The organism is Desulfosarcina sp. (assembly GCF_055467485.1).
In genome coordinates this window covers 36,109-59,702 of the sequence record NZ_JBUOIV010000031.1, presented here as the reverse complement: position 1 = coordinate 59,702, position 23,594 = coordinate 36,109, and the positions used below count along the sequence as shown (strand labels likewise).

General features: G+C 58.3%; 22 protein-coding genes. 4 read left to right on the top strand and 18 right to left on the bottom strand.

Annotated elements, in window-relative coordinates; translation table 11 throughout:
- Nucleotides 1–152 precede the first annotated feature (152 nt).
- The 4 genes from ACZCED_RS15280 (at nt 153) to mutM (ending at nt 3,363) form a co-directional block, all read left to right on the top strand.
- Nucleotides 153–491 (top strand): hypothetical protein, encoded by a 339-nt coding sequence (locus tag ACZCED_RS15280; RefSeq protein WP_464861138.1) that lies wholly within the window; start codon nt 153–155, stop codon nt 489–491.
- A gap of 179 nt (nt 492–670) precedes the next feature.
- Complete coding sequence (locus ACZCED_RS15275; RefSeq protein ID WP_464861137.1) at nt 671–1,915, top strand: BaiN/RdsA family NAD(P)/FAD-dependent oxidoreductase; 1,245 nt, start codon at nt 671–673, stop codon at nt 1,913–1,915.
- Between the two features lie 38 nt (nt 1,916–1,953).
- Complete coding sequence (locus tag ACZCED_RS15270; RefSeq protein WP_462968938.1) at nt 1,954–2,427, top strand: GNAT family N-acetyltransferase; 474 nt, start codon at nt 1,954–1,956, stop codon at nt 2,425–2,427.
- 99 nt (nt 2,428–2,526) lie between these two features.
- A complete protein-coding gene (gene mutM / locus ACZCED_RS15265) occupies nt 2,527–3,363 on the top strand; it encodes a DNA-formamidopyrimidine glycosylase (RefSeq protein ID WP_462968939.1) in 837 nt (278 codons plus the stop codon).
- Nucleotides 3,364–3,474: 111 nt separating this feature from the next.
- Here the strand turns inward: mutM and ACZCED_RS15260 are convergent, their stop codons facing one another.
- From ACZCED_RS15260 to ACZCED_RS15175, 18 genes are all read right to left on the bottom strand, one after another.
- Entirely contained in the window at nt 3,475–4,029 is a 555-nt protein-coding gene (locus ACZCED_RS15260) for a CBS domain-containing protein (protein WP_462968940.1), read from the bottom strand.
- A gap of 41 nt (nt 4,030–4,070) precedes the next feature.
- Nucleotides 4,071–4,520 (bottom strand): response regulator, encoded by a 450-nt coding sequence (locus tag ACZCED_RS15255; protein WP_462968941.1) that lies wholly within the window; start codon nt 4,518–4,520, stop codon nt 4,071–4,073.
- An 11-nt stretch (nt 4,521–4,531) separates the two neighbouring features.
- Entirely contained in the window at nt 4,532–6,199 is a 1,668-nt protein-coding gene (locus ACZCED_RS15250) for a sensor histidine kinase (protein ID WP_462968942.1), read from the bottom strand.
- A 34-nt stretch (nt 6,200–6,233) separates the two neighbouring features.
- Nucleotides 6,234–7,919, bottom strand: a complete 1,686-nt coding sequence (locus ACZCED_RS15245; protein ID WP_464861136.1) for an SLC13 family permease — start codon at nt 7,917–7,919, stop codon at nt 6,234–6,236.
- 343 nt (nt 7,920–8,262) lie between these two features.
- The gene (locus ACZCED_RS15240; RefSeq protein ID WP_462969864.1) at nt 8,263–9,165 is read right to left on the bottom strand and encodes a CBS domain-containing protein; all 903 of its coding nucleotides are present in this window, start codon (nt 9,163–9,165) and stop codon (nt 8,263–8,265) included.
- A 75-nt stretch (nt 9,166–9,240) separates the two neighbouring features.
- Nucleotides 9,241–9,795 carry a hypothetical protein gene (locus tag ACZCED_RS15235; RefSeq protein ID WP_462969863.1) on the bottom strand — a complete coding sequence of 185 codons (555 nt, stop codon included), beginning with the start codon at nt 9,793–9,795 and terminating at the stop codon, nt 9,241–9,243.
- 1 nt (nt 9,796) lies between these two features.
- Entirely contained in the window at nt 9,797–9,955 is a 159-nt protein-coding gene (locus ACZCED_RS15230; protein WP_462969862.1) for a hypothetical protein, read from the bottom strand.
- A 26-nt stretch (nt 9,956–9,981) separates the two neighbouring features.
- Nucleotides 9,982–11,832, bottom strand: a complete 1,851-nt coding sequence (locus ACZCED_RS15225; RefSeq protein ID WP_462969861.1) for an SLC13 family permease — start codon at nt 11,830–11,832, stop codon at nt 9,982–9,984.
- A 253-nt stretch (nt 11,833–12,085) separates the two neighbouring features.
- On the bottom strand, nt 12,086–12,532 hold the full coding sequence (locus ACZCED_RS15220; protein WP_462969860.1) for a response regulator: 447 nt from the start codon (nt 12,530–12,532) through the stop codon (nt 12,086–12,088).
- An 85-nt stretch (nt 12,533–12,617) separates the two neighbouring features.
- Nucleotides 12,618–14,312 carry a sensor histidine kinase gene (locus tag ACZCED_RS15215; RefSeq protein WP_462969859.1) on the bottom strand — a complete coding sequence of 565 codons (1,695 nt, stop codon included), beginning with the start codon at nt 14,310–14,312 and terminating at the stop codon, nt 12,618–12,620.
- 549 nt (nt 14,313–14,861) lie between these two features.
- Nucleotides 14,862–15,269, bottom strand: a complete 408-nt coding sequence (locus tag ACZCED_RS15210; RefSeq protein ID WP_462969858.1) for a response regulator — start codon at nt 15,267–15,269, stop codon at nt 14,862–14,864.
- Nucleotides 15,270–15,454: 185 nt separating this feature from the next.
- Nucleotides 15,455–18,154, bottom strand: a complete 2,700-nt coding sequence (locus ACZCED_RS15205) for a bifunctional acetate--CoA ligase family protein/GNAT family N-acetyltransferase (protein ID WP_462969857.1) — start codon at nt 18,152–18,154, stop codon at nt 15,455–15,457.
- A gap of 79 nt (nt 18,155–18,233) precedes the next feature.
- A complete protein-coding gene (locus ACZCED_RS15200; protein ID WP_462969856.1) occupies nt 18,234–19,145 on the bottom strand; it encodes a universal stress protein in 912 nt (303 codons plus the stop codon).
- A 45-nt stretch (nt 19,146–19,190) separates the two neighbouring features.
- Nucleotides 19,191–19,877, bottom strand: coding sequence for a CBS and ACT domain-containing protein (locus ACZCED_RS15195; RefSeq protein ID WP_462969855.1), 687 nt, complete (start codon nt 19,875–19,877; stop codon nt 19,191–19,193).
- A gap of 69 nt (nt 19,878–19,946) precedes the next feature.
- Nucleotides 19,947–20,417 (bottom strand): universal stress protein, encoded by a 471-nt coding sequence (locus tag ACZCED_RS15190; RefSeq protein WP_462969854.1) that lies wholly within the window; start codon nt 20,415–20,417, stop codon nt 19,947–19,949.
- 396 nt (nt 20,418–20,813) lie between these two features.
- Nucleotides 20,814–21,356 (bottom strand): CBS domain-containing protein, encoded by a 543-nt coding sequence (locus ACZCED_RS15185; protein ID WP_464861135.1) that lies wholly within the window; start codon nt 21,354–21,356, stop codon nt 20,814–20,816.
- A 121-nt stretch (nt 21,357–21,477) separates the two neighbouring features.
- A complete protein-coding gene (locus tag ACZCED_RS15180) occupies nt 21,478–22,965 on the bottom strand; it encodes an SLC13 family permease (RefSeq protein WP_464861134.1) in 1,488 nt (495 codons plus the stop codon).
- A 55-nt stretch (nt 22,966–23,020) separates the two neighbouring features.
- Nucleotides 23,021–23,575, bottom strand: coding sequence for a CBS domain-containing protein (locus ACZCED_RS15175; protein WP_462969851.1), 555 nt, complete (start codon nt 23,573–23,575; stop codon nt 23,021–23,023).
- Between the last annotated feature and the right edge of the window lie 19 nt (nt 23,576–23,594).

Below are 23,594 nucleotides of genomic sequence, written 5' to 3'. Positions count from 1 at the left end.
GGCAATTGGCCGCGCGTCACTCGCGGTGTGGACGCCCCCAAGAAAGGAACCCGGCCGCGACCATGCTTTTCACCTTTCGGCCGGCGGCCCCGAATGCGGGAGGATTGCCCATGCCTTTTATCCATATCAAATCCCTGCCATTTGAAACGCCGATGGATATTCCCCGCATCATCCAAGGAATATCGACGGACGTATCGAGAAAGACGGGTGTCGAGCTTTATCACGTGCACACGACCTGGGAGTTCTTGCTTCCCGGACATTACGCAAAGGGTGATGCGGCTCCCGCTTACCAGCCTCAAGGCCGTCATCCGTTGATCGTCGACCTGCTGACGCCGGATTTTAACGATAGCGCGGTGGTTGCGACGATGCTGGAAACGATCGCCGACAGCATATCGACGCGTGCCGGATTCCCCAAGGGCAACATTTTCATCAATCACCGGCAAGCCCATTCGTCGATGGTGTTCGATGACGGTGAAATCGTCCACTGGTGAAGGCGCCTGCCGATGATTATGGTCCGTGTGCAGACGAACGCAGCCTGGCGGGAGAAAAACAGGGCGGGGCGCCGCATCCGGCATCCTGCCCGGACATGACGGTTGCCGGTCAAGGCCTTTGCATGTCTGTCATCCATTGCCCTGAAGCAGGTTGAGGATTATCCTGAGAACCAATGAATATGAACGCACGAAAAGTGATTGTCATCGGCGGCGGCCCGGCAGGATTGATGGCTGCCGGGCAGGCGGCTGAAGCGGGCGCGGAGACGTTTCTGCTTGAAAAAATGAAGCGGACCGGCCTCAAGCTTTGTATTACCGGAAAGGGACGCTGCAATATCACCAATATTGCCGAGGTCTCCGATTTCATATCTCATTTCGGCAAGACGGGCCCTTTCCTCCGCCAGGTTTTCGCCCGCTTTTTCAATGGTGAACTCATGGCTTTTTTCAATGGGCTGGGCCTGCAGCTGGTCACCGAAAGGGGCGGGCGTGTTTTCCCGGCAAGCGGCAAGGCGCCGGATGTTCATCGTGCGCTCTTGAAATGGTGTAAACGCGCCGGTGTCCGGATCGTCCATTCCGCTGCTGCGAGCAACCTGCTGACCCGTCATGGGCGCATCGCCGGCGTGATTTCTCAGGGCAGGGAGATCGCCTGTGATGCCGTTGTCCTGGCCGCCGGAGGCGCCTCCTATCCGGCTACCGGATCGACCGGAGACGGTTACCGCCTGGCCGAATCCACCGGACATACGATCGTCCCGGTCCGCCAGGCGCTGGTCCCGCTTGAAACCGCCGGCGACGAAGCCCGGCGGATGAACGGGCTCAACCTTCGCAACGTCAACACCCGGATGCTGATCGACGGCCGCAAGAAGAGGGAACACTTCGGTGAAGTCGTGTTCACCGACTATGGCGTGAGCGGGCCGTCGATCCTCACCCTGAGCAGTGAGGCCGTCGACAGCCTCAACGACGGGCGCCGCGTGGCCTTTTCCATCGACCTCAAGCCCGCTCTGGATGAGAAGAAGCTGGATTTGCGGCTGCAGCGCGACATTGCCGCCCAGGGCACAAGGCCCGTCGGCAGCCTGCTGCGGGGGCTGATGCCCAGGGAAATGGTGCCGGTATGCCTGGATGGCACCCATATCCCCGAGGTGCGCCCGGTCTGCACGATATCTGCCAAGGAACGCCGGCGCCTTCGGACCTGGCTCAAGGATTTCCGGCTGGAAGTGACGGGCTGCAGACCGTTTGCCGAGGCGATCATTACGGCAGGAGGAATAGACACCCGGGAGATCGACCCCCGGACAATGGAATCCAGGAAGACGAAGGGGCTCTATTTGGCCGGTGAGATGATCGATATCCAGGCCGATACCGGCGGGTACAATTTGCAGGCGGCATTCTCGACCGGCTGGCTGGCCGGGCGCAGTGCCGCTAAACAGTCATGACCGGCGCAATGGTCATTGATGAGACGACGGAGGTGCCCATGAAAGACCTGAACGTGCGCAGGGCCGTTGCCGGGGATGCAGCGAACATTGCCCGCCTGTGGATCCAGTGCACCTTCGAAGTCGCCAGACTTGAACCGGTCTTTACGCCGGGCATCGATCCGGAACAACTGGCCGGCATGTTAAAGGATGAATTGGCCACTGCCCGACGGTTAGCCTGGGTGGCCCTGCAAGACGACATGTTGGCCGGTTACGTGACCTGCCGCATCGAAGACGCGTTGCCGATTTTCGTCCAGAGGCGTTACCTGTATGTCATCGACCTGGATGTCTCGCCTGACTTTCGCGGGCGTGGCTTGAGCCGCCTGCTGATGAACGAGGCGGAAACGTTTGCCCGAAAAAATGACATCGACCGGCTCGAACTGGCCTACGTATCCGAAGACCCGCGCCCGGAAAAGGTGTGGGCGCGTCATGGCTTCAGGCCCTACTTCGTGCACGCTTTCAAAACACTCGACTAACGGCTGCGCGCATGACCCTTTTCAACACACCGCTCGTGGGAGCCACACCCATGTCAACGCAAACGCCAAGTGCGATCAGTGCCGGAGCCTGCCGCCGCCATGCCTGAACTGCCCGAAGTCCAAAGCGTCGTCGATGCCCTGCGCGAGGAGAACATTCCCGGCAGACGGATCACCGGCGCAGCGGTGTATTGGCCCCGAACCATCGCGGAACCGGACCCGGCGGCGTTTTGCCAAACCATCAAGGGGCGGACGATCCGGCAGATCACCCGCCGGGGCAAGTATATCGTGTTCGAGCTGTCCGGCGGACTGACCCTGATGGTCCACCTGCGCATGACCGGGCGGCTGAACTGGGGGCCGCGGGACGCGCCGCGCAATAAACATGAGCACGTGATCCTTAAGATCGGGCGGACGCATGCCCTGCGCTTTCAGGACACGCGCAAATTCGGCCGCATCTGGCTGACCGCGGCGCCGGAGAATATCCTGGGCCGACTGGGGCCGGAACCGCTGGAAGCGAGCTTCACGGCCGAACGGTTGTCGGCAATGCTCAAGACGGCGAATCGCCAGATCAAACCGCTGCTCCTGGACCAGCACGTTATCGCCGGCCTGGGCAATATATACGTCGATGAAGCCCTCTGGGAGGCCGGGATTCACCCGCAACGCATCAGCCGTTCACTCACGCTGCAGGAGGTCCGGGCCCTGCACCTGGCCATTCCCCGAGTCCTCAACAAAGGATTGAGGAACCTGGGCACCTCTCTGGGCACCGGCCAGAGCAACTTCTACCTGCCGGGCAGTCGTCCGGGGGGAAACGCGGAAGCCCTCAACATCTTTCGCCGTACCGGCAAAGCCTGTCCGCGCTGCGGCGCCACTGTCGCACGAATCGTGGTGGCCCAGCGCAGCAGCCACATCTGTCCGGATTGTCAGAAACATCGCCGTTGACGGGTGGGCAACCCATGGCATCCATGCGATCGTTTGCTTGGGCCAAAGGGGGGCAGGGGAGTGCCCGCCGGCTCCGGTTGCAGCCTTGACCGGCGGGCGCTTCAGGCCGGTCTATCCGGCAGGATGCATGACAGCGGCGGCCTCGGCAAAGATGTCGGTCAGCCTGAGGATGCCGATCACCCGGCTTTTGTCGCGAACCAGCAGGGACTGATGGCAGCCCAAAATCAGCCGGTGGATGGCCAGACCCAGGGTGTCGTCCTTGTCGATATAGTCACTCGCCCTGGGCGAATACATCACCTTTTCTATGGGCAGTTGGGATGCTCTTTTACACGCCTCGTCAAAGGGTTCGTCGAACAGATTGTATTTATCGACCATGGATTTCAAAAAATAGTTGCTGAGCCGGTGGATGCCCATGTCTCCGTCCATTCCCAGTTCGTCGAAGTACCTGGGCTCCAGGGCCTTTAATACGTTGGCCTGGCTGATCTTTCCGACAACCTCGTGGTTGTCGTTGACCACCAGCACGGCGCGATGCGGATATCTCGACGGGTCGAACCCCTTCTGGGCCCGGATCAGCGCCCCGACCGCATCCCCGAGGGTTGCGGACAGGGGTACCTTGGCATACGCCGACAAGGGCACCATCAGTTCGGATACTTTTATTTTTTTCATCTGGATCCCTCTCTTGGGCGATTCAGTATACGCGATCGGCTTTAATCCTGATCGAAGACCCGGCTGGGATAGCGGGTCAGCTCATGAATCTTCGCATCCCGGATCTTCTTGTCATGGGCCGCCTTCTTTTCGAAGGCCTGGGCCATCTTCATGAGCAGATCGTCAAACTTCATGGGTTTGAGCAGGTAGTCGAAGGCGCCCAGTTTCATGCCCTCGATGCTGGTTTCCACAGATGCGTGGCCGGTGAGCAGCAGCACTTCGGCCAAAGGCTGGAGCCGCTTGATCTCCCGCAGGGTCTCGATGCCGTCCATGCCACCGGGCATCTTGATGTCTAGGAGCACGACGTCGAAGAGTTCGTGTTTCAACAGGTCCACGGCGGCCTCCCCGCTTTCCACCCCCTTGGCGTCCAGCATGCGCTTGTTGAGGCGGTTGACAATGGTCTCAACAAAATCCGTTTCGTCATCAACAACCAATACTCTGAAATTATGCATGTGTTTCCTCCCTATTTTTTTTCCGGCACTACCACCGGCAGCGACACGACGAACGTCGCTCCTTTGCCCTGGCTACTCTCCACGGTGATGCGTCCGCCCAATTTTTCGATGATGCTGTAGCTGATGCTAAGGCCCAGACCGGTCCCTTTGCCGGTGGTCTTGGTGGTGTAGAACGGGTCGAAGATTTTCTTTTTGACCGATTCCGGGATCCCCGGGCCGTTGTCCTGAATGCTGATGGTGATAATGTCCTTGTCCAGGGCGGTCTCGATTTCAATTTTACCGTCGGAGCCGATGGCGTCAATGGCATTGTTGATCAGGTTCATGAATACCTGCTGAAGCTGGGACTGGTCACTGGCGATGATCGGCAGGGGTTGCGTAAAATGCTTGCGGATATCGATGTCGTTGATCCGGGCGTGATTGGACAAGAGATCGATGGTCTGCTCCAGCACGCGGTTGACATCCACATCGTCCAGACGGGGTTCCATGCGCCTGGCAAAGCCCAGCATGTTGTGGGTGATCTTGCGCGCCCGGTCCACGTGCTCCTCGATCTTGGCAATGGAGGCGGCAAACTCGTTGTAGTTCTGGCTGGTCTTGAACTCCTCTTCGGCCAGCAGGTCCTCCATCCAGCCGGCTTTTTCGCCGATCACCGCCAGCGGGTTGTTGATTTCGTGGGCGATTCCTGCGGCCATTTTACCCAACGCGGCCAGTTTGTCCTGCTGGATGAGCTGGGCGTTGAGTTCGCTCATCTTCAGGTCGGTCTGTTCGAGGTGCCGGACGAGGGTGTTGGATATCAGGACGATGACGATGAATATGATCATGCAGCCACCCGAAATGATCAGGATCTCCGTGTCGCGCACCCGGCTGAGCCAGCCGGCCTCCTGCCCGGCGATCTGGCTGATCACCAGCAGCCACTCCCCATCCTTGAGCCATGAACCGCCCACATAACGGGTATCGCTGCCGGCATGTTTTTGTTCGAGGACCATGGTGCCCTGGCCAAACTGCCGGGGATCGATCTCGGACGGGCCCAGAATCGCTCCTTCAAACCGGGGATGGGTCTGAAAGATGCCGTCGCGGCTGACGATATAGGCATCGCCGGCGGTGCCCACCTGGACGTTTCTCACCAGGCGGTTGAAAATGTCCGAGTCGATGGTGGCCCGCAGGATCCAGCAGTCGGTCGCGCAGGATCCCTTGATGGCGATGATCACGTGGGGCACTTGCCGGAAACCCATGAACACATTGCTTACATACTTTCCCCGGCGCAGCACCTCGTCGAACCAGGGTTGTTGAAAGTAATTGAGATCCTTCAGTTTATAAGGGCCGGCGTAGGCCAGTTGGTTGCCCTGGCTGTCGATGACCCCCAGGTCGACCAGCCCCAGCCCTTCGGCCCGCTGGTTGATCTGCTGGAACAGCCGGGTCAGGTTTTCCTGCACCTTGAGCGATTCGAAGGACTGGGTCTCGACGATCATCCCCAGGATGGTCGTTCGCTCCTTTAAAAAAACGTCCACGGCATTGCTCTGGGAACGGGCCAGGTGACTGATCTGGTCCTTGATGCGCTCCTTGTAGAGCTTGACGAACTGAAAGTAGATGGCCGATCCCAGCAGGATCAGGGGGCCGATGGACACCACCAGGGTGATGCTGATCAGTTTCAAGCGCAGTTTCTTGTACAGGGCCTGCTTCATCGAACTTCCCTTTTGCCTTCACGGACGCGGTCGGCTACCACGACATGATCTTCCAGTAACCCAGGACCGTCCATACCCAGAGCACCAGCCATGCCAGGATGGTGACGGGCAGGCCGTATTTGACGAAATCCATGACGTCGAGCAGCCGCTCGCCGGTTTCCGGGTCCTTGCCCATGCCGAAACAGATCGCGTTGTTGGGTGTGCCCACCACCAGGAAGTTGGCGAAGGACGAGGAAAAGGAGGTGATCAGTCCCACCTTCCAGATGCTCACGTTGGCCAGGGTGGCCATGGGCAGGACAATGGGTCCCAATGCGGCAACGGTGGCGCCGTCGCTCATGAAGTTGGTCATCGTGCCGGTGAGCAGGCTCACGCCGATCACCAGGCCGTCCCCCTTGGTGAGAAAATCGGGCAGGACGCTGACGAAGCTGCTGGCCAGCCACAGGGCGCCGCCCGTGAACTTGAGGGCCACGCCCATGGCGCAGGCGGCGGCGTAGAGGCCCACCACGTCGAATGCCACGCCGTTCTGGATGTCGTCCCAGCGCAGGATGCGGCACACGAACATGGCCATCACCGCGTAGAGCGTGGGACCCCCCAGCCCCGCATGCTCGCCGATGATGATCCACGCCGCCACCAGCAGCACCAGGATGACGGCCATCATGGCCTCCTGGCCGCCGAACTTGGGCATGTCCTGCACTTCGCGTTTGACCACTTCGCTGGGGTTGACACTGCTGACCAGGAACTTGGGCTTCAGGGCCAGGTACATATACAGGCCGATCACCCAGGACATGATCGGCACGAAGGGCATGCCGTATTTCATCCATTCCAGGAAGGTGATGGGCATGCCGTAGTCGGCCAGGTAGCCGACCATGATGGCGTTGCGGCCGCCGGCGGCCGGCGAACCCGGACCCCCGTGGTTGGCGGCGAAACAGACGCCCAGCAGCAGGAAGATGGCCAGGGCGCGGTCCTTCTTGACGCCGTACATCTTGCAGGTGACTTTGTAGATGCCCATCAGCACAGGGATGAGCAGGGCCACCAGGGCGTGCTCGGACAGGAAGCTGGCTGAGATGGCCAGCAGGGGCATGAAGACGAAAGCGAAGGCCTTGGCGCTTTTGATGCGGCTGAGCAGGATCAGGCCGATGCGCTTGTCCAGGCCGGTCTTGGCCACCCCCACGGCCACGGCCAGGATGCCGAAGATGAAAAAAACCGCGTCGGTCATGTAGGCCCTGGAGATTTCATTCATGGGCAGAATAGCGAACAGGTAGAGCAATACCCCCACCAGGATATCCGTGGCACCGATGGGAAGCGACTCGGTGCCCCACAGGAAGGCGGCCAGAAACAGGATGCAGACGGTCAGCTTGGCCATCTGGGCCACCTGGTAGGCGGTCAGCAGGGGCTTTATCTTTTTGTGCCCGTCTTCCTCGGAGGCCACCGCTTTGGCCGCATTGTCGGTCTTGAACGCCTCGGGACGCAGTTTCTTGTTCACGGCATCGGTAATCGTCCTGGTTCCCTGGGGCAAGGCATACCCGGACGGGTTTTCCGTCTGGACCATCTCCAGCATGCCCTGGGTCGGCGGCATCATGACGGCGAAGGTAAACACCAGGGCGGCGATGATGAACAGGATCGGCTTGTATCCGGGCCTGTTTTTCCATGACCAGGCACGATCCTCAAGGTCGGCGAGAAGCGGGTCGTAGGCGTGATCGGCAGTGCTGTGGTTTGACATGTATCCTCCTTGGCAAATCGAAAAATGGGCAATCCCATCGTCTATCTATTTCCGTGTCCCGGATCTGGCCGGTGGCCGGTCTTTGACTCGACTGTCAACGATTATGCCAAAACTCGATATTGTGAAAAAATAATTTAACTATAAGAAAAGATAGGAATAATAATTTTACGACAATACGACCATTCATTTTCGGCACGCCGCACTGTCCGGTTTCTTTACAGGATGTAAAGAAACCGGAAGCGTTATGGCCGTGCAGGAATCCACGTGCGCACGTCGGTTGCAGCGGGCAGCCCCTGATGTGCGGACCATCAACCATATAATCCGGCAATCCCGGCCCCACTGGCTATCGCAAGACCCGCTCCATTTCAAAGAACAGGTCCTGTTCACGGATGACCCCGGCAATCCGGTCATTTTCCATAACCACCATGCGGCGGCACTGGTTCTTGACCATCAGGTAAGCCGCCTCCATCAGGTTGGCGTCGGCATCGATGGTGGGCGGGGTCGGAGACATCAACTGTCCCACGGGGGTGTCGGCCAATCGGCTCACCTCGCGCGTGAACATACCCGTCCAGAACATGGGGGAGTACTGCAGGCTGTCCGCCGTGGAGGGTTTGGGGGCGGACAGATAAGCGGGCATGATGGCCTCCAGCAGATCGATGATCGCCAGAATGCCTTTGAGGTCGCCGCCATCGTCAAACACCAGCAGGCTGCGATGGCCGGTTTCCATGATGCTGCACGTGTGAATCTGTGGTGAGAACGAGTCCCTGAGCGCCATGATGCCCTCGGCCACGGTCTGGTTCTCCAGCAGTTTGGTGTATCCCTCCACCGGGATCATGACATCCCGCACCCGGTGTTCGTCTTTTCCGGTTTCATCGGCCGCCGGTTGTTTGCAGGCATCCAGGATCCGCATGGCCAGCGCCTCGACGTCAAATGGTTTGGAAAGAAAATCGAAGGCCCCCTGAGCCAGGGCTTTTTTGGCCAGCTCCCCTTCGCCGTGACCGGTGAGCATGATCACCGGGATGGCCGGCTTTTTGCGCTTGATTTCAGCCAGGGTCTCGTTGCCGTCCATTCCGGGCATGCGGATGTCCAACACGACAACGTCCGGTTCATTGGCCAGCTGGGCCAGGGCTTCCAGCCCCGTGGCGGCCATGAGGGTCTCGAAACCCTTTTTATTCAAAATTTTCTTTGTGGTTTCACGAAACTGAACTTCATCGTCGACCATTAACACTTTGATCTTATCTTTCATGTTTGTTCTCCATTAGGGACAACCGTCAATCATGATTGTTTTGATCGGGTTCACCGGGAACTGCCCCGTGATTCGCTAAGCCGCCGGTGCGATGGGGGACCCCACCAGTCGCAGGATCGACAGCATCAGCAGGGTCGTCAGCGATCCGGCGATCAGCAGGACCAGGGCGGTTCTCAGCCGGCCCATGCCCAGGCCGTAGATCATTCCCAGGGCGACCAGCACCCATCTCCAGGGTTCCGTGAAAAAAAAGGTAAAGGGTATCCATGCGATCAGCAGGGTGGGGCTCGCGCCGATGGCAAAGACCTTCCAGATGCTAGCAAAGCGCATGCGCGGCTCGCCGACGACCCTGCTGACCAGCCAGGCCATGCCAGCATGCAGAACGGTCATGCCCAGGGCGTTGGCCATCAGTATCCCGGCGCGCACGAGGGTTCCTGTGCCCGACAGGGGCAGGGCGCCGACGGCGGCATGAAAAAGGCCGGCAAGCAACAGCATGGCGGTCGCCTCGTGTGGGGTGACCACGGGAAAAGATTCGGCAAACCAGCGCCGTGGCGACATGGTCAGCCCGGACAGCGCACCCATGAGGTTGGTTTTGCCGCACGGTCCGGCTTGTTCGGAAACAAATGTCGTCATTTTACCACACCCCTATTTTATAGAGCATACCGGCAACCAGCATGAGCACGGTCATGGCGAAAAAAACCCGCCGCTCGGTCTCCTTGGTGTACTCGATTCTGCTGCGCCGGACACCCGCCGGCGCAGCGCTCGTTCGTTGATCCGTCTCTATCCGTTGCATGACGCGTATCTCCTTGGGCCGTCCGGTCAGAAGACCGGCAGGCCGGAAAAACCTCTGAACACCCAGTACAGGCCCACCAGCGCGAGGAGCAGGACCTGGGAGATGACCCACATGGGCAACCCCACCCGCAGGAAATCCTTGGGCCCCAGGTAGCCGCTGGCATAGACGATGGCGTTGGGCGGCGTGCCGATGATCAGGCAGTAGGCGAACGACGAGCTGATCGCCGTGACCATGGCCATGAAGGGCACGTAGGTGGTGCCGGGATGGGCCAGGCCGGCCATGTTGAGGGTTACGGGACCCACGGCGGCCGCTGCCGGACCGTCGGCCATCAGGTTGGTGATGATCGCCGTCAGGCCGCTGGCGCTGGCCAGCAGGGGCAGCCCGGAATCGATGCCCAGCGGCTGCAGCGCTTCCAGGAAGCTGCGGGCCAGCCAGTAGGCCGTACCGGTGCCGTCCAGGGTGCGGCCGAAGATGATCGCTCCGGCGTAGAGCCACACCACGCCCCAGTCCACGCGTTCCTGGTAGTCGCGCCAGTTGGTGATGCCGGCAAACAGGTAGGCCACGGCACCGGCCAGGGCGATCACGCCGATGCCCAGGCGCACCGGCAATATGCCCATGTCGAAAAAGGTCTTCTCGGTGAGCCAGCCGAAGAGCATCACCAAAAAGATGATCAGCGCACCAATCTGCTGGCGGTTCCAGGGCCCCATCTTGCCGATTTCCTGTTCCAGCTGATGCATCGCCGGGGCCAGGGAGCTGATTTTGGGCTTGAAGCGCGCGTTCACCATAAACCAGGTGATCGGTATGGAGATGAAGACCAGCGGAAAGCAGTAGGTCATCCACTGAAAGTAACCGATGTCCATGCCGAACATGTCGTTCAGGTAGGTCATCATGATGACGTTGCGGGCGCCGCCGGAGGGGGCGCCTGGCCCGCCGATGTTGCAGGCCATGGCGATGGAGATCATCAGCATCTTGGCCAATTCCGGATCCTCGGGAATCTCTTTGGTCAGGCTGTTCTGGTAGAGCAGCATGCCGATGGGCAGGAACATGGCCGCCAGGGCGTGGTCGGAAATGAAGGCCGCCAGGGGCGCGATGATGATGAAGAAGACCAGCGTGATCCAGCGCACGCTGGGAACGGCCAGCTTCTTGAACATCATCAGGCAGACCCGCTTGTCCACGCCGGTCTTGACGAAGGCGGCGGCGAACATCAGGCTGCCCATGATGAACCACACCGCATCGTCCCAGTAGAGCATGGCCACCTCTTTCCGCGAATAGATGCCGGTCGCCACCAGAATCAGGCCCATGCAGAAGGCCACGCTGGGCAGGGGGATGCACTCGGTCAGGAAGCACAGCACCACGAAGACGATCATGGCGGCGGTCACCTGGATATGCCAGGCGCCGGTGTCGGCATCCTTTTTGTCCTTGTCGGAGAGGTTCTCGTACTTCAGCCCCTCCTTGCGCAGGGCGAGGGCGTTCTGCATCAGCTGCAGGAACTGGTCGTCGCTCACCTGGGTGTCGATGAAGGTCCGCGCCTTGTCGAAGTTGGCCTGGTCGGCGTTGATCTTGTAGCTCTTGGCCCATTTGAGGTCACGCTTGAGGTAGCGGTCCCGGGAGAGAGCACCCATGCTCATGTTCTGCTCCATCATCTGGGCGGCCAGCAGTTGCCACTGCTGGGCATCGGTACGACCGGTGCCGAACAGTTCCCTGGTAATGTGATTGACCACCTCCTTGGGGCCGATGCGGTATTCGGTGCCCACGTCTTTCATGCCGTAAGGCGTGGGCATGAGCAGTAATGCAAAAAGCAGCACCACGGGGATGCTGAAAATTTTCCAGTCGATATACTTATCGTATCCGGTCTTCTTTTTTTCCTGTTTTACCATGGCCAGTATTTCAACCTCAGTGGCGTCGTTCCGTCTGATGGAACGGTTCGTTTAGCAATGATTGGGGGAAACGATTGCGGTTAGCCGTTCAGGGAGCAAACCCGGCTCAACCTGCACATCTAAATGCGCTTTTTCGACAGATTCTGCTTTGTCTTGCCTGTGCATGACGCTGTTCATCGCCTGTCAGGTATTGAACTTTCCGGATCCGCCCACCAGGATGATCCGGGAATACACCCCATTCAACGATCGGATATCAGGTGTTTTTAAGGATTTCCCGGGGTGTTTTCATCAGGCCGCGCATGCGGGCCACCCGGATCTTCTCCTCGATGCCGATGCGCCGGCTGAAGGCGTCGTTGGCCTTTTCAAGAATCTGGTCCAGGTCCGCCGGCTTCATCAGGTAATCCACCGCGCCGGTTTTGAGTCCCTCCACCGCCGACTCTACCGTGGCGTGGCCGGTCAGCATGATCACCTCCACCATGGGAAACTGCCGCTTGATCTCCCGGAGCGTGGCCACACCGTCCATGCCCGGCATTTTTACGTCCAGGATCACCACGTGAACGCTTTGACCCCGCAGCTTCTCCAGCGCTTCGGCCCCGCTGGACGCGGTCACCACGTCGACCCCTTTTTTTTGGAGGAGCTTTTGCGTGGTTGCCAGAAAACGTTCCTCGTCATCGACGATCATCAATTTGAGCTTGTCCATGCCCTGTTCTCCTTATTGTCTAAGTTGGCCCACGGTCGGCCCATCGTTCCGCCGCTCTCCGGTTCCCTTATATTAACGTGGGTGCTCATCGCTTCGGTTGGCCAGCCGGCAGCTCCACGGTAAATTCAGTGCCGACCCCCAGCTGGCTGGAAACGGTCAATTTCCCTCCCATCTGCTCGATGATGCCGTAGCAGACGGACAAGCCCAGCCCCGTGCCTTTGCCCACCGGCTTGGTCGTGAAGAAGGGAGAAAATATTTTCTCCATGTTTTCGGGCGCGATCCCGGCGCCGCTGTCGCTCACGTCAACGGCAGCCATTCCGTTGGTTCCTTGGCGAACGCTGACCTGGATGAGGCCGCCCGTGCTGCCGCTTTTTTCGATGATGGCGTCCATGGCGTTGTTGAACAGGTTCAGCAGCACTTGCTGGAGCTTCGCCGGGTCGGCCTGGATTTTTATGGGAGCTTCAGGCAGGCTGCGCTCGATCTGGATTCCGTGAACTTCCGCCTTTTTCTGCACCATGGCGATGATTTCGGGCACGATCCTGTCCAATTCCAGGGACTCGAGATGGCCTTCTCCCTGCCGGCCGAACTTCAAGATGGCCCGCGTGATCTTGGCGCAGCGTTCGATCTGGATCTTGATCTGATCCAGGCTGTCGGCAATCTGTGAGTGGTTTTCCCCCTTTATAAGCTGACCGGCCTCGATCATTTCAGCCTCGAGCACGCGAACCAGAGACAGCTCGGAGTTGATCACCTGCAAGGGGTTGTTGATTTCGTGCGCAAAGCCGGCGGCCATTTCGCCCAGTTCGGCCAGGCGCGAGGCACCCACGAGCTGCTGGCTCAAGGATGCTTTTTCGGCATCGGTTTTTTCCATTTTACGGACGATGGCGCCGGTCAGGGTGAACGCCGCCCACACGATGCATATACCGCCGAACAGCGAGATCAGCGCCACCGGGAGCCACGAGGCGCGCAGGGCCTGAAACGCATCCGATTTTTCCTGGCGGACCACCAGCAGCCATTGCTGGTTCTTGAGCCAGGCCGTGGCGTAAAGGAAGGTTTTCTGACCGTCCTGGCCGTGGATCCGGGTGTGGATGTCGTCGCCGGCCGGGGGCGTCGGGATAGCCTCGGGAGGCTTTTGCATCAATTCGCCGCCGCTGCGCCGATCCGTCTGGAGCACCCCCTGGCTGTTGAGCAGGTAGGCCTCTCCGGTTTTGCCGATGCGCACCTGCCGCACCAGCGTATTGAAGCGCTGGGAGTCCACCGTTGCACGGATAATCCAGGGACGTCCGTTTTGTGTACCGGCCACGGCGATGATAAAATGGGGAATGTTGCGATAGCCCAGAAAGACATCGGAGATGTAGACGCCGTTTTTGATCGTCTCCATAAACCAGGCGGTATCGCGGTAGAGCCTGCCGGTGAGATCGTACGGACCGTGATAGGCCACGTGCAATCCGTTTTCGTCGAAGATGCCCAGATCCGAAAAGGCGCTCGAGGTTTTCTGCAGCTGGCTGAAAATGACTGCCAGCCGGTCGGCCCGGGCCAGTTCATCGAAGCTGACCGTGTTGGCGATCAGTTCCAGATCGTTTTTGCGCTCATCCAAAAAGGAGGAAATCATCTGCCGATGATCCCCCACGATGCGTTTCATGGATGCGATGGTGCTGTTTTCAATGGAACTGGAAAAATGATGATAGCCGATGCCGATGACGATCAGAAACGGTAAAAACGGTACGACAATCATGTTGATCAGCACAAAACGCCTGACGCTGGTATATGGAGATTTTTTCATTGGGTCAGCCGCTCGTCGGTAAAGGTCGTTTTTTTCCGGTTGAGCAAGGTTGATGCCAAGGGCATGTTGATTGCAAAGCCGCCAAAATAGGTAATGAATCAAGATAGAAATGTGCTTCGGGCACGACCTGCAAACCTTCCTGTCTGTCCGTATTCTTTACAACCTGTAAACAGCGGACCATCATGGTTTGCAGCGGTCGATCCCTGTTCGGTTCCCCGGTGTATGGATAAACTCGGCCGGTAGGGTGAGTCGCCTGCCGTCAGAGAGAGCAAAAAAGAGGATCAATGCGAGGGGGCGGCGCCTGGAATGCAAAGACGGGTTTATCGCAACATTTTCTCTACTCCCTGCAGCCATGATACGGACGTGCGCCATTGAACGTGCAGCTTTATCTTTCCGGTCAATACCCGTGCATCAGGGTGTTGTTCATTCTCCTGCTCGAACACCAGGCTGGGGTAATAGAATCGCCATGTCAGCATGTTTTGCAAATTGTATAAGCCTGTCGGGTAAGATGCAGATGTCCTGAACGGAAGACGACGGCCGTCGGCTGCTTCAGCACCGAACCTTCAGGGAAGACGTCGAATGGGCGGCGGCATGGCGCAGCATATTGTGGATGACCGCTTTGAGAACGTCGATGCTTTGGCCGTTTTTTTCAACACGAAACACGTTTCCCGTATTAAAATTGGAGAGATCGTCGGCTCCTCGAATGCAATAGAGGATCACCGGCAGCTGAGGGATCCGGTTTGCGATTTTCCTGGCCGTTTCGATCAGGTCCACACCCGGAAAGTCAGGGTCCAGCACGAGCAGGTCGATCGCGCTGCGGCTGTATATCAGCTTCAGCAGTTCCTTTGGGTTTTCGACCGGGTAAACATGGTATCCGCAGGACGACAATTCGCGCTTGAGATAATCCCTGATATGCGGATTTCGATCGGCGATGAGGATTTTATTTCTTATTCCCATTTTCAGCCATCTATATGAGGCCTGGCATGCATGTCTATCCGTCGTGATTGAAGCCTCCCTGCGGCTCCGACGAGCGGGACCGTTGCGTCGCACCGACAAGCTGCGTGAAATCGTCTGTCTGTTCCGGCAGAACGGCTCAGCACCGCATGGTGAAAATCGATTTTCAGTTCGTCGGTCAGCGCGGTTCAGGCTGAAAAAGAGGTCCCGGACGGCAACTGGGTCATGTCCAGGGTCAAATCGAACTCACCGGACTGTCCGCCGCGCTTGATGGAAAAACCAAGCTTGCGGCCTAATGCCAGCATGCCTTTGTTCTCGGCCAGCACGGTCCCCCAGATGATTCTGAACCGGCGGTCCCGGGCGATGTTCAGGCAAGTGGCCAACAGGTTGGCCCCGATGCCCTTGCCGTGCCAGGGGTCACCCACAAGGACCGCAAATTCCGCATCCTTGAGGTTGTGCTGCAGGATAACGCGGGCGGCCCCCAGCATTTTCTCCGAATTCCCCGACTCTAAAATGGCCACCAGGGCGACCTCACGGTCGTAGTCGATCTGCGTGAAACGGGCCAGCATGGTGGGTGAAAGCTGTTTCATGGGAGAAAAGAACCGGTAGTAGATGCTCTGGGGCGACAGCGTGTCGAACAATTCCACCAGCAACGGGGCGTCGTCAGGACGGATGGGGCGAATCAGCAGCTCGCCGATGTCCGCCACGCGTACCCGGGATTCATACTGGGCCGGATAGGGACTGACCGCCAGATGCATCGGCGCCGGGACACTCGCCGGCTTGATAACGACGCGGGCATCGACAGCGATCGGCCGGCCGTGTTGAATGACCATCGGGTTGATGTCCAGTTCGGCAATCTGCGGGAAGTCGGTGGCCAATTGGGCAAGGCGAATCAATACTTCCTCCAGGCGCTCACGGTCGGCTGGCGGGTGGTTGCGGTAGCCTTTGAGCAGTCGGTCGATGCGGGTGCCCTCCATGAGTCGGGCGGCCAGCAGACGGTTCAAGGGAGGCAGGGCGATGGCACGGTCGTTCAATAGTTCGGCCAGCACGCCTCCCATACCGAACAGGATCACCGGGCCGAAGTCCGGATCCTTCTTGACCCCCAGAATCAGTTCGCCGTGCGGTGTGGGGATCATGGGCTGAATGGTCACACCCTCGATTTCAGCATGCGGGAATGCGGTGTGCGCCTTGGCGACCATATCGGTAAAGGTCTTTTTTACCTCGTCACCGGTATTCAGATTCAAAGCGACACCGCCGGCATCCGATTTGTGAATGATGGTCCGTGACAGAATTTTCATTACCACGGGAAATCCATACCCGTGTGCAATGGCGGCGGCTTCGTCGGCTGAAACAGCTGCAGCGGTTGGATTCACCGGAATGCCATAGGCCGTGATCAGGGATTTGGCTTCCGTTTCCATGAGCAGGCCGTTTGCGGAGGCCAGGCCCTTTTCAACCAGGCGGCTGGCGGCCTCCCGGTCCACGCGGATCCGCGTGGATAGACGTGGTGGAATCTGCTGGAGCATTTCGATGCTGCGGGCATGGCGATGCAGGTTCATGAATGCGCGCACGGCCCGTTCCGGGGTGTCGAAGGTGGCAATACCGGCCCGGTTGAAGATTTCCCGTCCCTTTTCCACGTCTACGCCACCCATCCAGGACGTGAGCACAGGGATGCTGGCATGGGTCAGTTGATCGACCAAAAGCCGTGCGACATTGCCGGCATCGGTCATGGCCTGGGGCGCCAGCATGACCAGCAGGCCCTGGACCTCCTTGGCCTGGATGAGAATCGAAACGGCCGCCTGATAGCGCTCGGGTGAGGCATCGCCCAGGATATCAACGGGGTTTCCATGGCTCCAGTATTCAGGCAGGGCCGCATCCAGTGCCTGGATGGTTTCCGGATGCAACGTTGCCGGCTCCATGTCGTAGTCGGAAAGCGCATCGGCTGCCATGACGCCCGGTCCGCCGGCATTGGTGAGCACGGCCAGGCCCGGACCCTTGAACCGATGCTTGCGGGAGAGAATCTCGGCGGCGTCGAAAAGCTCTTCGAAGGTTCTGACCCGGACGATGCCGGCTCGCTGGAACGCCGCATCGTAGACCGCATCTTCACCGGCCATGGCGCCGGTGTGCGAAGCGGCTGCCATTGCACCGGCCCGGCTCCTTCCGGCCTTTAAGGCGATGATCGGCTTGACGCGGCTCACCGCACGGGCGGCACTCATAAAATTGCGGTGACGGGTCAAGTTCTCCACATACATGACGATGCTGCTGACTGTCGGATCCGCCCCCAGGTAATCGATGATGTCGCCAAAATCCACGTCAAGCATCGAACCCAGACTGATAAAGTGGCTGAAACCGATATGCGCTTTGATCGAAAAGTCCAAAATGGCCGCGCAGATTGCTCCGCTTTGGGATATGAAGGCCAATTTGCCGTCCAGGGGCATCCGTGCGGCAAAGCTGGCATTCAGCCGGGAAGCCCCGCACATGATGCCCAGGCAATTGGGCCCGATGATTCTCAACCCCGCTCCTGCAGCGGTTTCTCGGATCCTGGCTTCCAGATGACGACCCTGCTGGCCGGTTTCCTTTCCACCGGCCGAGATGATGACCGCGCCGGCGGCTTGGATCCGGCCGCACTCGGCGATGATTTCAGGCACCGTGGTCATGGGGGTGGCCACCACCACCAGGTCCACCGGTTCTTCAATGCGGCTCAAGGCGGAATAGGCGCTTTTGCCCATGATCGACGCCTGTCGTTCGTTGACCGGGTATACCGGGCCGTTAAATCCACTGTCGATCAGATTGCGCATCACCGCCTGTCCCACCGACCCCGGTCTTTCCGAAGCACCGACCAGGGCGATGGATGTGGGGTGGAAAACAACATCCAGTCCGTCTACGCTCATCGTTCTCCTCGCCATTCATGCTTGACACATCAATTCGACAATTTTTTTCACTCAGCACTCAGCACTCAGCACTCAGCTATTATGTCACGATCCATACCGTATCCTTGCGCCCCGCATGGACCACCTTGTTGCTCACCCGGCCCATGAAGAAGTCGCTGACACCGGACAACCCCCGCCTGCCGACTACAATGGTGCCCCAGCCACCCTTTTCTGCGCTGTTGACGATGGCACCGGCTCTGCTCAGCACACCGGTAATGGTCTTGGTGGAGATGTTCTTGGGATCGAATCCGGCAGCGGTCAGAAGTTTCACCGGCTCTTTGAAGACGGAACCGGTGTCCGTGAGACCATTCTCTTCGAAGGCCAACACGTCCGATTTTGAACCGCCGCGAATGACGTGGACCAATCGCACGAGATAACCATCCAGCGGTCCGAGCAAATCGGCCACGAACGTTACCGCCCGGTTGGCGCAGGGGGAACCGTCCACCGCCACCAGCACTTTTTTGTTGATCGGTTTTCTGCCGGCGATGAGTACTGGTATAAAGGAAAGCTTTTCCATCAGTTTGTTGGTGACGCTGCCCACGGTGACGTTCTTCAGGTCGGTGAAACCCCGGCGGCGGACCAGGATCGCATCGTAACCGTTTTGGGCCTCGCTGATGATGTCCCGGGCCACCCCTTTCTTGCGATTCTGGATTTTTATTTCAACGGCCGTCTCGGGATGCCCGGCATCCAGCAGCATCTGCCTGGCATTCTCCATGTACGTGCGGATATTTTTTTTCTGCTGGACCTCCCAACTGCGCACGTGGCGGACCACCTTGACGCTCTTGGGCTCTTTTTCCAGATCGTAATAGGCATCCGGAATACTGTTGAATACGTGGAACAGAACGATCTTCATGTCTTTGAAGGCTTCCTCTTCCGCTGCGTAGCGCACGGTCTGCAAGGCCCGTTCGGAACCGTCCACGGCCAGCAGCAGGCGTTTTTGTCTGGGTGCCATCGGTTACTCCTCCTATGGTTGGACGTGTTACTGCTCATATTCGCATCAATGGGTATCGAACAGCGTGCGCCGGTTTTCGCGGTGATCCACCATGTAGCGCAGCTTGGCCTTGGCCTTGAGAATACTCAGCATCTCATCGATTCGATCTCTCGACATGCCATAAAACCGTAAGTAGACGTTGCGGTATCCGGCGGGCGCCCGTTCATAGGTAGAGAGGATGCTGGCCATGCGCCCGCCGAATTCCCGAATGACATTGACGATGTCCATGATCGAGCCGGGGGTATCTTCAAGGACGAAGGCCAGGTGAAAGCCCTGCTTTTTCAGGCCGGTAATGTACAAGGTGGCCTTGAACAGATCCGTCTGGGTGATGACTCCGCACAACTGGCCATCGTCGTCGACGACGGGTGCGCCGGATATTTTGCGCGACAGCAGAAGGTCCGCGGCTTCCTCAACGGTCCAGTCCCGATGCACCGTGATCACATTGCGGGTCATGATGTCGGCGATCTTTATTTTTGAAATCAGGTAAAGCAGTTCGTGCACATCCAGGCTGGTGGCATCCGACGCCGATGCACGCTTCAGGTCACGGTCGCTGATGATGCCGCAAAGCCTGCCCTTGTCGACCACCGGAAGCAGGCGGATGCGGTTCTCTTTCATCAAGGTGGCCGCCTGCTGCATGGACTCTTTTTTTTCTACGGTTACCACCGGCGTGCTCATCCAGTATCTGATCAGCATGGTTTCCTCCTTTTCTTGTGCTTTGCCGTATCGAGCCCCAAAAGGGACAGACAGGCATTTGGCTTTTTCTCAGGGCAGTTCTTTGAAGCCGGCCGGCACCGTGAGCAACGGGATCGGCGAGCGACGATACATCTTGCGTGCCGTTGAACCGACCACCACGTCGGCCAGGTTGCTGCGCCCCTTGGTGCCCATGACGATCAGCGTCGGCTTCTCGCTTTCAATCACCGCGAGCAGTTCCCGGTAGGGAATGCCGGCCTGGACCAGGTAGCTGCAATTGACCATGTCCGGATAAACCGCCTCGATGATCGCTTTCATGCTGGTCTCGCGGCTTTTCACCTGTTCGGAAAGGTAATTCGGATAAGAGAAGGCCTCATATCCGGTCATGGCCCGCTGAACCATGTCCAGGTCACGCTGATTGATCACATTGACCAGCATCAGGTCCGCTTCCAGTCGCATGGCCAGCCACACACTGTACCGGACAATCGCTGCGGAATAATCCGACAAATCCACCGCCGCCATAATCTTCATTGTCTGTGTCATGGGTTGCTCCTTTCTATATGGTCAGTTTGAATGGTAGATGACGAATGCTCACTATGAAAAACCATTGAGCAATGGACATGCCATTTCAGCCCTGGATATGAAGAGTGCATAACAGCTTATAATAATATGTTATTATTGAATTAAAGAGGAATGGAAAACTCAATGGGGAGAAAGGCGTGTCGGGCTTTTTTCCAGGGTGTAAAGGGTAGGGCGCCGATCAAGGGATTGAGGTTGAAGGTCGACGGTCGGATTCTGGAGGGCTGAAAACCAAAAACCATGCCCCCGTGAAGATGAACCCGGAACCCAAGAAAGGCAAAGCGTGGATGGATGAAATCCATCCACGCTTTTCGAACGCAGCATGGCATCCGTGGCGGGGGGCATTCAAAAACCCAACGATCAGTCGATATGGCAGGCCAGCAGGGCTTTCCTGACCGCTTCGAATATGTCCCCGAAGCGCAGGACACCGGTGGCGGTGTTGCCGTTCTTGACGATCAGGGGTTGGTGAACGCCCATGACGTAAAGGTTCAGCGCCTTTTCGATGGTGTCGTTTTCCTGGATGAATTCGACTTTATCGGGAACATGCATGACCTCGGCAACGGTTTTTATACTGCCGCGCTGGCAGATATCCTGCTCCGGCTCCATCCACAGATTGAACTCTTTGACCGCTTTCATGACGAAATCGTTGGTCAGGGTACCGGTCGCACGCCCTTTCATGATTTTCTTGTAGCCGGGCTCCAGCGCACGGAAGATGTCGATCATGGTGACTTTTCCCAGAAAGTTGCCGCCGTCGTCGACCACGATGGCATCCCGATGGGCGTGGGCATTGACCTGGCGCGCCGATTCAAGGGCCTGCAGGACGTCAACCAGGGTGTCCGACTTTTTTACCGTCACATAGTTGGAGATGGGGATCATTAACGCTTTTGCGAAAATTTTTTTCATTGGTTTACCTCGCTGAAATCGTTAGCCGGCCAAACAGCGCCGCGGGCACGATGGTAAACATCCCTGCCGCCGATGACGCGGCAGGGATGCGTCGATGATATCGTGGTGACGATTACACGTGTCAACCGCCGGTCGTAATGGGCATGCCCATGAGCGGCCAGAGCACTTTTACCGCAAAGGCGGTGACGATCATCAAGATCACGCTGGCCGGAATGCCCCACAGGAAAAATTCGCCGGTGGTGAACTGCTTGGAGTCATAGGCGATGGCATTGGGGGCGGCGCCCACCAGCAGGAGAAAGGGCATGCCGGCCACCACCAGGGAGGCAAACAGGATGACCTCACCGGACACGCCCAGGTAGGGCGCAATGACCAGGGCCACCGGCAGGGAGATGGCGATGGCCGCCACGTTCATGATAAAGTTGGTCATCATCATGACGAAAAAGGCGATGCTCATGACGAAGATGAATCCGGTCGACTCCTTGAACATGGTCAGCCAGTTCACGGCCATCCATTCGGCCGCACCGGTTTGCCAGAGGCAGAACCCGATGCTCATGGCCCCGGCAAAGAGCAGGATGATGTTCCAGGGAATCTCTTCCAGGTCGTTGATGTCCAAAAGCCCCGTGACAAAGAAGAGAATCGTCGATGTCAGCAGCACGGCGGTCTTGTGGGGCGGTGTAAATTCGGGCATGGTGGATTTCAACACGGCCGATACGCCCAGTACCAGGATGGCGGAACCCACGATGACCGCGGCAGTCACTTCGTTTTTAGATATGCGCCCCATATCCTCGCTCAGCCTTTTGGCTCTCTCGCGCAGGCCGGGGATGGTTCTTTTTTCCGGTTTCAAGACCACCATGAAAAAGCCCCACAGGAGAAAGGTCATCAGCCAGCCGATGGGCGCCATATAGTAGGACAGTTCAAAAAAACCGACGGATTTTCCGGCGACTTCATTGAAAAAGCCCAGGGCCACGGCACCGCGGGCGGCACCCAGCAGGGTGACGATGGAGCCGGCGCCGGCGATGTAGGCCATGCCGATAAACAGGCCCTTGCCGAATTTGGTCGGCTTGTCCCCCTCGCCGTACATGGCGTAGATGGCCACCAGCAACGGGTAGATGGTGGCCGCCACGGCGGTGTGGGCCATGATGTGGGTCAAGGCGGCGGTGAGGACAAAGCACCCCAGGTAGATCATGCTGGTTTTCTCACCGACGATACCGAGCATCTTGTAGGCGATCCGGCGGGTCAGGCCGGTCTTGGTGAAAACCAGGCCCACCACGATCGAACCGAAGATGAAAAGCACGCTGGGGTCCATGAAATCCTTGAAGGCGTCCTTGGCCGGGCGGATAAAGAAAAGCACCTGCAGGACACCGATGGTCAGGCTGGTCACGCCGATGGGTACCACCTCGAACACCCACCATGTGGCGGCCAGCAGAAACACCGCCAGCGCGCCCTTGCCTTCCGGAGAGAGCGCAAAGGCTTTTCCCTCCGGATCGAGGGCATCCGGCCAGGGCGGTGAATAGTAAACAATGGCAAACAGGATTATACCAATGGCCATAAACATATATTTCTTCCAGCCAAGCCCGCCTGCTGGGGTCGCTGCTGTGTCGCTGCTCATTTATTGTGTCCTCCAATGCAAAGCTATGTGTTGCCAGACCTTTGGCTGCGTTGACCTACTGGTGACAGGCCGTGATGGCGTCGATGACGACTTCCACCGCATCGGTCAGCCGCAGCACCCCCACCACGCGCTTGTCTTTGGTCACCAGCAGTGACTGGTGGTGACCGATGACCAGTTGATGGATGGCCTCGCTCAAGGGGGAATCGGGCTCGATCATCTCGCTCTCTTTGGGGGTGGCCATGAAGGTTTTGACTTTTATCTGGGCGGCCTTTTCGCAGATCTTGTCCAGCGGGTCCTGCCACAGCTTCAAGGACTCGAAGATGGCTTTCTGGTATTTGCGGGTGAATCCCATGTGCATGGGGCCGTTGTCGGAAAACATGTCCTCATACCTGGGTTCCAGGGCTTTTAAGATTCCATGGAAATTTACTTTGCCAACGATCTGCTGATCGGCACCGATGATCAGGATCGCCCTGTGCCGGTACTTGGCCTGGTCAAAATCCGCCTGGGATTTCTTCAAGGCCGCAACGGCATCGCTGAGGGTGGCATCTTCAGATACCGTTGCGTATTCCGACAGCGGTATCATCAGGTCTTTTACCAGTTTTGTTTTCAAATCTGATCCTCCTCTCTTC